At 35.2% G+C, this 14123-nt stretch carries 9 protein-coding genes; 7 read left to right on the forward strand and 2 right to left on the reverse strand.

Annotated features, from left to right (window positions below; translation table 11 throughout):
* Positions 1–588: 588 nt before the first annotated feature.
* Positions 589–2199, reverse strand: coding sequence for a RagB/SusD family nutrient uptake outer membrane protein (locus tag QSV08_RS18405; RefSeq protein ID WP_324025162.1), 1611 nt, complete (start codon positions 2197–2199; stop codon positions 589–591).
* A 19-nt stretch (positions 2200–2218) separates the two neighbouring features.
* Positions 2219–5341, reverse strand: coding sequence for a SusC/RagA family TonB-linked outer membrane protein (locus QSV08_RS18410; RefSeq protein ID WP_324025163.1), 3123 nt, complete (start codon positions 5339–5341; stop codon positions 2219–2221).
* A gap of 323 nt (positions 5342–5664) precedes the next feature.
* On the opposite strand from QSV08_RS18410, the gene QSV08_RS18415 reads away from it, so the two are divergent.
* The 7 genes from QSV08_RS18415 to QSV08_RS18445 are packed head-to-tail and all read left to right on the forward strand — an operon-like array spanning position 5665 to position 14122.
* Entirely contained in the window at positions 5665–6687 is a 1023-nt protein-coding gene (locus QSV08_RS18415; RefSeq protein ID WP_324025164.1) for a LacI family DNA-binding transcriptional regulator, read from the forward strand.
* A 13-nt stretch (positions 6688–6700) separates the two neighbouring features.
* Positions 6701–7369: a beta-phosphoglucomutase gene (gene pgmB / locus QSV08_RS18420; RefSeq protein ID WP_324025165.1), complete on the forward strand. Its 669-nt coding sequence runs from the start codon at positions 6701–6703 to the stop codon at positions 7367–7369.
* Between the two features lie 57 nt (positions 7370–7426).
* The gene (locus QSV08_RS18425; RefSeq protein WP_324025166.1) at positions 7427–9730 is read left to right on the forward strand and encodes a glycoside hydrolase family 65 protein; all 2304 of its coding nucleotides are present in this window, start codon (positions 7427–7429) and stop codon (positions 9728–9730) included.
* Between the two features lie 45 nt (positions 9731–9775).
* Entirely contained in the window at positions 9776–11551 is a 1776-nt protein-coding gene (locus QSV08_RS18430) for an alpha-amylase family glycosyl hydrolase (protein ID WP_324025167.1), read from the forward strand.
* A gap of 3 nt (positions 11552–11554) precedes the next feature.
* Positions 11555–12301: a glycerophosphodiester phosphodiesterase gene (locus QSV08_RS18435; protein ID WP_324025168.1), complete on the forward strand. Its 747-nt coding sequence runs from the start codon at positions 11555–11557 to the stop codon at positions 12299–12301.
* Positions 12301–13581 carry an NAD(P)/FAD-dependent oxidoreductase gene (locus QSV08_RS18440; protein WP_324025169.1) on the forward strand — a complete coding sequence of 427 codons (1281 nt, stop codon included), beginning with the start codon at positions 12301–12303 and terminating at the stop codon, positions 13579–13581. Before QSV08_RS18435 ends, QSV08_RS18440 begins: the two co-directional genes overlap by 1 nt.
* 1 nt (position 13582) lies before the next feature.
* Positions 13583–14122 carry a DUF1697 domain-containing protein gene (locus tag QSV08_RS18445; RefSeq protein ID WP_324025170.1) on the forward strand — a complete coding sequence of 180 codons (540 nt, stop codon included), beginning with the start codon at positions 13583–13585 and terminating at the stop codon, positions 14120–14122.
* Position 14123: the final 1 nt, after the last annotated feature.

Below are 14123 nucleotides of genomic sequence, written 5' to 3' on the forward strand. Positions count from 1 at the left end.
GTTCGAATAATAACATCAACTTATTTTTTTTACTTAATGAAATGTTCTTTTTAAAGTTAAAGTCATTTATTGATGTTATTAGACCTATTTGCTTTAAAGCATTTCGCTATAATTGGTCTTTAGTAACGTAGGTATTTGAAATAGATAGATGTGTTTAAATTTTCTATAGACTGTCAATGATTTTGTATAACCATTGCTCTGTCAAAAAATGTATAATACGGCTAGTAGTAAATTCCAAGAAAGATACTATTAAGTCTTACAAAACTATTTTTGTCCGTATTTGTTAGCATTGATTATTTGTTATCAATAGTCATTCTATAAGTTGATAAAATAGAATGGATATGCCCAGTTTTTTATTCTTCAAAGACGAATTCAGTAGTATTCAGTTTTTCATATTACCCAAACGAGTGTTTAGTAGGTGACTTTTTGAGCTTGCATTGCTATTGAATGCATTAGCTTAAATTAACCCTTCATCATTCAGACGGCGTATAATGCGTGCTGATTACTATTGTTATTAGATGTTGAAAATAAAAAGGCCTCCAAAATGAATTGGAGGCCTTTTCAACTTAAACTTAAATTTATATATGCTTAGTATCCTGGGTTCTGAACCAAATTAGGATTTGCAAGCAATTGTGCTGGTGGAATAGGGAACACATTATAATCGTCATTATTAATAGTTCCTTCTGCTTTGAATAACCAATCTCTACCGAATTGACCGAAACGAATTAAATCGTTACGTCTCCAAGCTTCTTGGTATAGCTCTCTACCTCTTTCATCTAAGATGTCTTGTTCAGAAACCGTACCTAACAACTCTTCAGTATTACGTATTGTTCTTAAATCATTAATCATAGCTGTTGGATCGCCACCGCTTCTAAACATAGCTTCTGCTTTCATTAAGTGAGCATCTGCATATCTAAATACAATTTGATGACCTATAGAAGCATTTCCATTTCTAGCAGCGTATTTTTGAATTCTAATACCTGTAGTTTCATCATTATTAATGAAGTTAACTGCGCCGGCACCATCTTTAAAATCTCTTTTAAAAGTAAGTGGCGCACCTTGTCTATCTTCTAATGCTGTACCATCTAAATCATATTGTTGGTTGATAAGAAAACCATAACCAACATTAGATCCGTCAACATAGCCATCATTTTCAGCAGCATAAGGTTGATCAGCAAATGTTGTACCTATAGTTGGTACACCACCTCTACGCTCTTCTTGACCATCTGCAGGGTTTTGAGAAGCATCTAACTCGTTAGATTCAGAATCTCCTTCAAATAGGTCATAAAACTCAGCAAGAGTACTAAAACCGTTCCAACCACCACCTTGAATACTGGTGTTGTTGTAGTGAAGACCCATTACTACTTTATTAATAGTATTCGCTTCTAGAGACCAGATAGTTTCAGAATCAGCGTCTGGTAAGAAAAGGTCAAAATAACCATCTTGTAAAGCGTAACCGTCAGCTGTAATAGCATCAACTAAAGAAATAACTTCAGCCATATCACCAGAATCGGGGGAACCACCTAAATAAATATGTTTGTTTAAAAGAACTTTAGCCTTTAAATATCTAGCTGCAGCTTTACTTGCTCTTAAGCTAGTATCTCCACTTACAGCAGCAGTAGCTGGTGCATTTGCAATAGCAGTTTCAATATCTGCAAGAATGAAATCTACAGCAGCTTGTCCAGTTAATACCTCAGGTACAGAAGATGAAGGTAATGCTGTATCTCTATAAGGTACTTGACCGAAATTATCAAGAATTACCCACATGCTATAAGCTCTAATGAAGCTTGCATCACCAATGTTGGTTGCAGATGGGTTACTTCTTGAATCTAAAACTTGAGAAGCTTGTAGTTGATTACCGTTCCATAATTGAAATACGTTAACAATAAAGGCATGTTGTCCGTTCCAATCGTGAGTATGTAATACTCTCCAAAGTCCGTTATCACCCCAGTCACCACCACGGGTAGGGATTAAGTGTTCATCTGAAGTTACTTCTTGAAGGGCAAAGTAGTTGTCTTGTCCGGCATATTGACCAGCAAGAGAACCATATAGATTCGTAACAGTTGAAGAAGGGTCGGCTAAACCTTGAAATCCTTCAGAAATGATAGAATCTGTTTCTTCTATTTCCAGGTCGGTACAGGAAGAAACCCCTACCAACGATAGAATAGAAAGCGTTAATATTTTGAAATTATTTTTCATGATATACAATTTTTTTTAATTAAAATGATGCGTTAATACCAAAAGTGAAAGTTCTTGGTCTTGGGTAAGAACCATAATCAATACCTCTTGATGGTACACCTGAATCTAAATCACCGGTATTAGAAGTAACCTCTGGATCTAAACCACTGTAATCTGTAATCAAAAATAGGTTTTGACCTGTTAATGAAAAACGTAAAGAACTTAAAGCGCCTTCACCAGATAATGGAACGTTATAACCAATACTTGCGTTTTGGAAACGAACGAAATCCCCTTTTTCTAAGAAACGAGTTGAAGCATCAGCTGAAGCTTCAGGATTTTCTCCATTGCCTAATACATTTTGAGTAACGTTTCTAGAGTTGTTAAGTGCGCCAGCAGTAAAATAGGCATTTTCAGTGTTGTTATATACTGAGAAGCCAAACTGACCTTGAAAGAATACAGATGCATCGAAATCTTTTACTTTCAAGTTTAAGCTTAAACCAGTAGTAATATCAGGTAAAGCATCTTCGCCAACAAAAGTTTTATCTGCAAAAGGATCTCCCACGCCATTTCCATCTACGTCCTGGTAAGTTGGATTTCCGTTGCCATCAAAACCTTCAAAAATTGGTAGGTAGTAAGAATATAAAGATTGACCAGAAGCGAAACGTTGCGCAAATGCACCTGTTAAACCTTGACCGTTTACTGCACCCGTATCAATTAGACCTTCGAAGTTTTGAACCTCGTTGTTGTTGTAAGCAATATTGAAATCTGCAGAGAATGTTGCGTCATCACTTCTTACGAAATCGTAAGATAATGCCAATTCAACCCCTTGGTTAATAATACTAGCGTCAACGTTTTGGAATTGGAAAGGATCCACAGCAGGTGCTGCAGGTGGCGTTTGTAAAAGAACGTCAGTAGTTTCGGTTCTATAAACATCAATACTACCACTTAAACGATCATTGTTAAATCCGAAATCAAAACCTGCGTTTAAGTTGAAAGAAGACTCCCATTTTAAATCAGGTCTATCGGTAGCAACAATTGCAGTACCATTATTATTTATATCAAGATTTTGTTGAACAGATAAACCAGAAAAACGTTGTCTAGCTACGAAGTTTCCATATCCTAGTCCATCTTGGTTACCAGTAATACCTGCACTTAAACGTAATTTAAGAGTAGATACGTTCTCGCCAACGAAATCTTCTTCATTCATTTTCCATGCGAAAGCTCCAGAAGGGAAGTAACCATATTGGTTTTCAGGTCCGAATCTAGAAGAACCATCAGCTCTCATCGTTGCTGTAAATAAATATTTGTCATTTAAAGAGTAGTTCAATCTTGCAAAGAAAGATTGTAGTTCATCTGTGTTATCGAATGAATCAGTATATACAGAAGTTACTGGGCTGTCTAAAGTTGACCCTAGTCCCTCTTGTGCAACAACTGTTGGTAACAATCTATTAATTAAAACACCACCTGTGTTAGGAGCATAATAAGCTTGTTGGTAAGAACCTGAAACAGCATTCTGCAAATCATTTACAGCACCTCTAAGGTCTCTACCCATTGCATTTAAATCACTAGTTGAATAACCTCTACCACCAGCGTTAAACCCGTATGTTTGAAAATCTTGGTAACCGAAACCTACTAAAGCTTCTAGGTTAGAGTTTTCAAATTCTTTATTATAGTTAACAGTAGCTTCAAAAGTTTTGTTGTCTCTTTTTAAAACTCCGTAGTTACCACGACCTATATCGGTAACACCGTTAAGGTTTATAATATCTCTAGAAACTACAGAAGTATTAGATGCTTCAGCGATATCTAAACCTCCATTTAATTTTGCAGAAAGCTCAGGAGTAAAGTTGTACTGAATCGAACCATTAAGTAAATATCTATCAGTATTGGTGATATTCTGTGTATTGTCTAAAGCATTCTGAGGATTTACGTTTAATCCACCTGCATTAAAACTAGAATTAGATGGCCATGTTGGGTTTGCTGCATAAGCACCACCTAAAACATCACCTGCAGCTCCTGCTTGAGCACTAATTGGTGCTTGAGAATCATTAATTCTAGCGATCGACATTTGAACACCAAGAACTAATTTATCATCTAAGAAACGTTGGTTAAGATTTACTCTACCAGTAATTCTTTCTAAATCAGAATTTTCAACAATACCAAATTGTTTTCCGTATCCGAATGTTGCTCTTACGTTACCACTACCGTAGTTCTTAGAATAAGAAAGGTTTTGGTTTTGAGAAGCGGTAGATCTTAATACAACTTGTTGCCAATCTGTACTAGCTCCGAAATTAACAGCACTTGCATTACCACCTACAGCAGTAACACCAGATAAAAATTCAGAAGGCTTTGCAAGGTCAAAAGTATTTGCTGCCTTAGCAATACTCAAAGAACTTGAAAAGTCCCAAACACCTTTGCTGTTTCCTTTACCACTTTTAGTAGTAATGATAACAACACCGTTAGCACCTCTAGAACCGTAAATAGCTGTTGCAGATGCATCTTTTAATATACTGATGCTTTCAATATCATTAGGGTTGATAAAGTTCAATGGGTTTTTAACGGCACTTTGTCCAAAACCAGTTTCACCTTGTGGTGAAGTATTACCACCGCCTAATGGAACACCATCAACTACGAATAGTGGATTGTTATTTGCACGTACAGAGTTAGAACCTCTAATGTTGATCTGAATACCTGCACCTGGCTCACCACTAGTTTCCTGTATGTTAACACCGGCAGTTTTACCTTGTATTAATTGTTCAGGAGAAGAAATGTTACCGCCATTAAAATCATCAGCTGTTACAGCTGTTACAGATCCAGTTGCATCTTTAACAGTTGTAGTACCGTAACCGATAATTACAACTTCTTCTAATGCTTCAGCATCTTCGTCTAAAGTGAAGTTGATTGAAGTTCTACCGTTAATTGCTACTTCTTGAGTTTTGTAGCCGATATAACTAACAATAAGTACAGCACCTTCTTCAGCGGTCAATGTGTAATTACCGTCAAAATCAGTTTGCGTACCATTCGTTGTTCCTTTTTCAAGAACACTTGCTCCTGGTAAAGGTCCACTTGCATCTGAAACAGTTCCAGATACTTCTTGTGCCTGCATGGATCCAAAGCACAAAAATGCACCGAGAACTAACAGACTTTTTAGGAATGTAATCTTCATAAATTGTTAATTTAAGTTGAGTTAATTTAATTTCAATTGTTAAAAATATGTAAAAAGGTGTGTTAACAATGGTTTGTACAAAGCTAAAAAGTTACGAAAACGGTTTCGTGTTAATAACTTTTATTTTTTGCGAGTATAATGAATGTTAATGGGCAATATTATGATATTCTTAGTTAACATAGCAGCTAAATGTGAATATTCGATTATTCTTCAAATATAAGAAAAATCCTTTTTTACATATATTTACTAAATAGCAGTTGTTTGATAACTTTAAATTTTTAGATTAATTTAAGTTATTATCTTAAAATTTAAATCCCTTTTTTTTGAAACCAAAAATCACTTTAAAAGATATTGCTAGAGAACTTGATGTTTCAATTTCTACGGTGTCGAAGGCATTGAAAAATAGTAAAGAAATTAGCAAAGACACAAAAGATAGAATAAAGGCTTTTGCAAAATTCTATAACTACCGGCCTAATAATATAGCACTTAGTTTAAAGAATAAGAGAACCAAAAATATTGGGGTTGTCATTCCAGATATTGTACATCACTTTTTTACCACAGTTTTTAGGGGTATAGAAATGTATGCCAACCAAATGGGGTATAATGTTATTGTTTGTATTTCTGATGAATCTTTTGATAAAGAGGTTATTAATATGGAAATGTTGGCGAATGGCAGTATAGATGGCTTTATACTTTCTTTGAGTGCTGAAACACAACGTAAAAATGATTTTACACATTTAAAAGAGTTATTAGATCAGGGTATACCAATAGTACTTTTTGATAGAGTAACCCCAGAAGTTGCATGCGATAAGGTTGTGTTAAATGATGTTGAGATATCTCGCGAATCTGTAGCGCATTTTATAGGGAAGGGATCTAAAAAAATCGCATTGATTACTACCGACAACTATTTTAATGTCAGTGAAAGTAGAAAAGATGGCTATTTAATAGCTTTAAAAGAGAATGACATAACGTTCGATGAGAATCTAATTTTGACTTTACCTCATGATTTAGACAATACAAAGCTAATAAAAGAGTTTTTTCAAAAAAATGAAATAGAAGCGGTATTGTGTGTCAATGAGATTTTTGCAGTTCAATGTATGAGTGTTATTCAGCAAATGGGTTTTAGAATACCTGAAGATATTTCTATAATCGGATTTACAGACGGAATCTTATCTCGGTTCTCTTCTCCTAAACTTAGTACGGTTGCTCAACATGGTCAAAAAATGGGAGAATTGGCGGCTAAAATGTTGATCAATAGAATGGAGTCAACTGAAATGGTTGAAGCGCCTTTTAGAACAGAGGTTATTGAAGCAACATTAATTAAAAGAGGTTCTACAATCAATTAATATTTTAATGAAAATGGAAAAAGTAGGTTTTATATTTGACTTAGATGGTGTTATAGTTGATACGGCTAAATACCATTATTTGGCATGGCGAAAGCTAGCTAATGAATTAGGGTTTGAATTTACCAAAGAGCAGAACGAACTCTTTAAAGGAGTGAGTAGAAAAAGATGTTTAGAAATTCTTTTAGATATTGGCAATATAACAGCTACACAAGATCAGTTCGATACTTGGATGGTAGAGAAAAATGTAGACTACCTTGCTTACATTGAAAAGATGGATTCAAGTGAGATTCTACCAGATGTAACTAGGGTTTTAGAATATTTGAAGAATAAGAATATTCCGATTGCACTAGGCTCGGCAAGCAAAAATGCAAGACCTATTTTAGAGAAGGTTGATTTATTGCCATATTTCGATAGTATTGTCGATGGTAATAGTGTAACAAAGGCAAAACCAGACCCAGAGGTGTTTTTAATTGCAGCGAACAATTTAGGTGTTGCAGCAAATTCATGTGTGGTTTTTGAAGATGCAGTTGCTGGTATACAAGCGGCTAATGCTGCTAATATGGTAAGCATTGGTATTGGAGATGCTGAAATACTAAACGAAGCAAATTATAATTTTAATGACTTTACAGAAATGAGCGATGGTTTTTTAGAATCATTAATCAACAAAGAACATAAAGAATAAATTAAGGTAGCTGTATTTTAATTTCATTTTTTCATATTTCAATTCAATATAAATTTTATGAATCAAGATTATATAAAACCAGATAATTGGTGCATCATAGAAGAAGGTTTCGATCAAGAAAACGTAAAGTCTTCTGAAAGTATATTTAGTATAGGTAACGGTGCCATGGGGCAACGTGCCAATTTTGAAGAAACCTATACCGGCGAAACTTTTCAAGGTAGTTATATTGCCGGAGTATATTATCCTGATAAAACCCGTGTGGGCTGGTGGAAAAATGGCTATCCAGAATATTTTGCAAAGGTTTTGAACGCTCCTAATTGGATCGGAATCAAAATTTATATTAATGGGGTAGAGTTCGATTTGGCGACGAGTAAGAAAGTGTCAAATTTTAGACGAGAATTGAATATGAAAGAGGGTGTTTACAACCGGAGCTTTCAAGCGGTAACTTCTAATAATGTAGAAATAGAGGTTGTTGTAAAACGGTTTTTAAGTATAGATGTTGATGCTGTAGGGGCTATAGCTTATACGGTTAAGGTTTTAAATACTGATGCTACAATAGTGTTTGAGCCCTATTTAGATAGTGGTATTACAAATGAAGATAGTAACTGGGATGATAAATTCTGGAATACCACAAATGTAAGTACAGCTGATAATCGTGCTTTTATAGAGGCACATACCATGAAAACAGAATTCAAGACCTGTACTTTTATGCAGGCTTCTTTGAAGTATGATGGTGCTGAAGTAACAGGTGTTCCTTCAGAAAAGACAGATAATTTTGTGTCTTTAAAATTTGGGCAAGATGTAAAAGCAAATTCGTCTGTTACGTTGACGAAATTTGGTGGATACACTGTTGCAAGAAATCACCCAAATGAAGAACTCAAACAAGTAGCAAATAATAGTTTAGATGAAGTAAGTACTTTAGGTTTTGAGCAGCTTTTACAAAAACAAAAAGATGCTTGGGCTGCTATTTGGGACATGAGCGATATTGTAATTGAAGGCGATGTAAAGGCGCAACAAGGTATTCGTTTTAATATTTTTCAATTAAATCAAACGTATTTAGGTACAGATTCTAGATTGAATATTGGTCCAAAAGGCTTTACAGGTGAAAAATACGGCGGTAGTACCTATTGGGATACCGAAGCATACTGTATTCCTTTCTATATGGCTACCAAAGATGATAAGGTGGCAAGAAAGCTATTGAAATATCGTTACAATCATCTGGAAAAGGCTATTGAAAATGCGAAGAAATTAGGGTTCTCTAATGGTGCAGCATTGTACCCAATGGTAACCATGAATGGTGAAGAATGCCATAACGAATGGGAAATTACCTTTGAAGAAATTCATAGAAACGGGGCTATTGCCTTTGCAATCCATAACTATTTTAGATATACGGGCGATTACAGCTACATACCTGAAATGGGATTAGAAGTGTTAATTGGTATTTCTAGATTCTGGCATCAACGTGTAAACTTATCTACGGATAAAAATAAATATGTAATGCTTGGGGTTACAGGACCTAATGAGTATGAGAACAATGTCAATAACAACTGGTACACAAACTATTTAGCGAAATGGTGTATTAATTATACGCTTACCCAGCTAGACAAAGTTAAGAGTGGTTATTCAGATGATTATCATAGAATAATTGGTAAAACTCAGCTTACCGATAGAGAGTGTGATAAATGGAGAAAAGTAGCTAATAAAATGTATTTTCCATATTCGAAAGAGCATGGTGTATTTTTACAGCAAGACGGCTTTTTAGATAAAGATTTGGTAAGGGTAGATGATTTACCAAAAACAGAAAGACCTATTAATCAAAAATGGAGTTGGGACAGAATTTTAAGGTCTCCGTATATAAAACAAGCAGATGTTTTACAGGGATTTTACTTTTTTGAGGAAGATTTCTCTACTGAAGATTTAGAAAAGCATTTCGATTTCTATGAACCTTTTACCGTTCATGAATCTTCTTTGTCACCATGTGTACATAGTATTCAGGCAGCGAAATTAGGTAGAATGGAACAGGCATATAATTTCTATTTAAGAACATCTAGATTAGATTTAGATGATTATAATAAAGAGGTAGAAGAAGGTTTGCACATTACATCTATGGCTGGTACTTGGATGAGTATTGTGGAAGGATTTGGAGGTATGCGTGTTATAAATGATAAATTATCATTTAAGCCTCAAATACCGAATCAATGGAGTGCATATTCTTTTAAAGTAAATTTTAGAAACAGAATAATAAAAGTAAATGTCACTGCTAAGAACACTACTTTTCATTTGACAGGAACTGAAGAAGTGACCATTCGTGTAAATGGAAAAAAGGTAGCATTGTTTCCAGATGAATTGACTACTGTGTAATAAGTCTTTAGTTTAGTGCTTTAAAGTTTAAAATTGAACTGCCCCATGAATAGTAAGATTGTAATTTATCATGTATTTACCAGACTTTTTGGTAACACGAATACCAATAACAAACCATGGGGTACTATAGAAGAAAATGGGATAGGAAAGTTTGCTGATTTTAATAAAAAAGCGCTTACAGAAATTAAAGATTTAGGTGTCACCCATATTTGGTATACAGGTATACCGCATCACGCTGTAATCAATGACTATACTGAAATTGGTATTTCTAATGATGATCCAGACGTGGTTAAGGGTAGAGCAGGATCGCCTTACGCAGTTAAAGATTATTACAATGTTAACCCCGATTTGGCTAAAGACCCTTCAAAAAGGTTAAAGGAGTTCAAATCACTTATTGATCGTACACATAAGGCGGGTATGAAGGTGATTATTGATATTGTGCCGAATCATGTAGCTAGAAAGTATGAAGGAAAGACGAATCCTAAAGGGGTTTCTGATTTCGGATTTGGCGATGATACATCCGTAGAATATGAAAAAGACAATAATTTTTATTACATCCCGGGAACGGAATTTAAAACTCCACAATGGCGAGATGGTTATGTTCCATTAGGTGGCGACGTTCCAGATTTCTCATATGCTAAATTAGAGGAGATTCCGGCGAAATGGACAGGTAATGGTTCACGTAGTCCGCAACCAGATATGAACGATTGGTATGAGACCGTTCGTATAAATTATGGTGTTAGACCAGATGGTAGGTTAGATTTTGATATGCTGCCGAATGATTTTGGGGAGAAAGATTATGAAGAGCATTTTAATTACTGGGTAAAAAGAGTAGTGCCTAGTTCTTGGCGTAAGTTTAGAGATGTTGCCTTGTATTGGTTATCGATGGGTGTTGATGGTTTTAGATATGATATGGCAGAAATGGTTCCGGTAGAGTTTTGGAGCTTTATGAATTCATCTATCAAAATGAAAAACCCCGATGCTTTTATAATGGCAGAGGTGTATAATCCAGATTTATATAGAACCTATATCCATAAAGGAAAAATGGATTATTTATATGACAAGGTCGATTTCTATGACGGCTTAAAACATATAATGAAAGGCTACGGTTGGTCTGATCATTTGCCGGTAGTGCAAAATGGTTTGCATGATATAGAACATAACATGCTTCACTTTTTAGAGAATCATGACGAGCAGCGAATTGCTAGTCCAGAATTTGTAGGTAATGCTGAAATAGGCAGACCTGCAATGGTCGTTTCTGCAACTATAAGTACATCGCCAACGATGATTTATTTCGGGCAAGAAGTTGGTGAGCCAGCTGCTGAACATGCAGGTTTTGGTAGTGCGTCAAGAACATCAATCTTTGATTATATCGGTGTTCCTCATCACCAAAGATGGGTGAATAATAAAAAGTTCGATGGTGGTCAATCTACCCCAGAAGAAGCTTCTTTGAGAGACTTCTACAAACGTTTATTGAATTTTACTATTAGTAGTGAGGCTTTAATGGGTGCTTATCGCGAGATTCATTTTTACAATAAAGAAATTACTGAAAATTACAACCACAGGGTATTGTCATATGTTCGTTGGTCAGAGAATCAAAAACTTATAGTTGTTTCAAATTTTGATGTCAACGACCATTTTTCGTTCGATTTAAAATTACCGGTCGATTTAATGAATACATGGCAATTAAAAGAAGGTAGTTATCAATTACTTGATGCACTTTATGGTCATGAGAATTCATTACGAGTAGAAAATGGAGAAGGTCATGTCGCAATCAACTTAAATCCTTTAGAATCCTTTATTTTTGAATTAAAATCTTAAGATATGCTCAAAAGAATTGCCTTAGCTTTTATTTGTATCACTTTAGCATCTTGTAATATGAAAGAAGAACCGTTAGTAATTGGTCATAGAGGTGCTATGGGTCACGAAACTGAAAACACCTTGCCATCTATTCAAAAAGCAATGGATTTGGGTGTTGATATGATAGAAATCGATGTCTTTAAAATTAAAAGTGGAGAGATTGTTGTTTTTCATGATGATAAGCTTGATCGATTAACAAATGCACCAGGTAATATTGAAGATTATTACATTGTTGATTTAATGCAGGTAGTCGTTGAGGGTGGACATAAAATACCAATGCTTCAAGATGTTTTAAAGCTAATTGACAACAAGGTTGCTTTAAATATAGAGCTGAAAGGTGCAGGTACTGCAGATAAGGTTAACCATATCATGAATTACTATATCGAACAAAGAAATTGGTCTGCAGAGAATTTTGTAATCTCAAGTTTTAATTGGGATGAGCTGAAGGAAATGCGTAAGCATAACCCGAACGTAGCCATTGCAGTCTTGACTGAAGAAAACCCTGTAGAAGCCATACCTGTGGCTAAAGAATTAAATGCCGTAGCTATAAACCCTGCTTTTGATAAATTAGATTTAGAAAAGGCAAATGAGATTAGAGATGCCGGTTTTAAAATATATACTTGGACGGTTAATGAACTTGCAGATATTGATGCAATGAAACGTATTGGGGTAGATGGTATTATTACAAACTTTCCAGAACGGGTAAAATAATGTACGACGTTTTAGTAATTGGTGGTGGTGCTGCAGGCTTTTATGCGGCAATACATATCGCAGAAAAAAGACCAAATACTAAAATAGCTATTTTAGAACGTGGTAAAGATGTACTGACCAAGGTGAAAATTTCTGGTGGTGGTCGCTGTAATGTTACCCATGCAGAATTTAATCCGGCAGATTTAAGCAAGAACTATCCAAGAGGAGAAAAAGAACTTTTAGGTCCTTTTCATACCTATGCCAGTGGCGATACCGTCGGTTTTTTTGAAGAACGCGGTGTTGCTTTAAAAATCGAGGAAGATGGTAGAATGTTTCCTGTTAGTAATTCATCACAGACAATTATAGACTGTTTTATTTCAGAGGCAGATAGATTAGGAGTTCAGGTGAAAACACTTTGTTCTGTGACCGGAATAGAGCAAATTGAGGAAGAAGGAGCTAAGATTTGGAAGGTTGCCGTAGGCGAGAGTTTTATGTACTGCAAAAAGCTCATTTTGGCAACGGGAAGCAATCCTAAAATGTGGAAGTATATTGAAGCATTAGGGCATACCGTTGTTCCACCTGTACCGTCATTGTTCACTTTTAATATAAAAGATGAGCGTATAGCAGATATACCCGGTGTGGCTACACATGCCGAGGTAAACGTAATACCCAAAAAGAACTTTGGTAAAAAGACAGGAAAAACAAAATTAGATACATCTGGTTTAAGCTCAGACGGACCATTATTGGTCACGCATTGGGGAATGAGCGGACCAGCTATTTTAAAGCTATCTGCATGGGGAGCGAGAATTTTAGAGCAGTATAATTATCAATTTAAAATTCAGGTGAATTGGGTACCAGAATATCACCAAAACGGATTGTTAGAGTTGTTTTTAAAAGTAAAGCAGGTAGAAAAGAAAACTATTTTAAGAACCAAGGTGCTAGATATCCCCAAACGTTTATGGGCGAATTTGGTAAAATCAGCTGGTATTGATGATACCACAACATGGCCAGAAGTATCTAAACAACAATTAACTTCATTAGCAGAACAACTGACTGCAGGTGTTTTTCAAGTTAACGGAAAAAGTACTTTTAAAGAAGAATTTGTAACCGCTGGTGGTTTAGATTTAAAGGAAATCAATTTTAAAACCTACGAAAGTAAAATGCTGCCTGGGCTGTATTTCGCAGGTGAGATTATTAATGTAGATGCCATTACTGGCGGATTCAATTTTCAAAATGCTTGGACAGGTGGTTACATTGCAGCGAACGGAGTGGTAGAAAGTTTGAATGCGGATCAATCATAAAATGAAGACTTTTATCGCATTTTTAAGAGGGATAAATGTCAGCGGAAAACATAAAATACCGATGGCTGAACTTCGAGAACTGTGCAATGGTTTAAAACTACAAGATGTTGAAACGTACATTCAAAGTGGTAATGTGGTTTTTAAAAGTGAACTGCAGAATACGTCAGAATTAGAAGCATTGATTTCTAAAGCTATTTTAAAAAGTTTTGGTTTCGAAGTACCTGTAATAGTAAAGACTACTTCACAATTACGCGATATTCTTAATGATAATCCGTTCGAATCGGAAGATGAAATTATAAGAAAGCAAGTCTATTTTGTATTGCTTAATGATGTTCCGAAAGTTGAAGAATTTACTACGTTTAAGGCAGAATCGTACGAGAACGAAGAGTTTTCAATTTCTGATAATTGTATTTATCTAAAGTGTAAAGTTGGGTATGGCAAAGCAAAATTGAATAATAATTTGATAGAGCGAAAACTGAAAATTTTGGCAACTACCAGAAACTATAGAACCATGCACAAATTATTAGAGTTGAGTAATTAGG

It is taken from the genome of Maribacter sp. BPC-D8 (assembly GCF_035207705.1).
Classification (GTDB): Bacteria; Bacteroidota; Bacteroidia; order Flavobacteriales; family Flavobacteriaceae; genus Maribacter.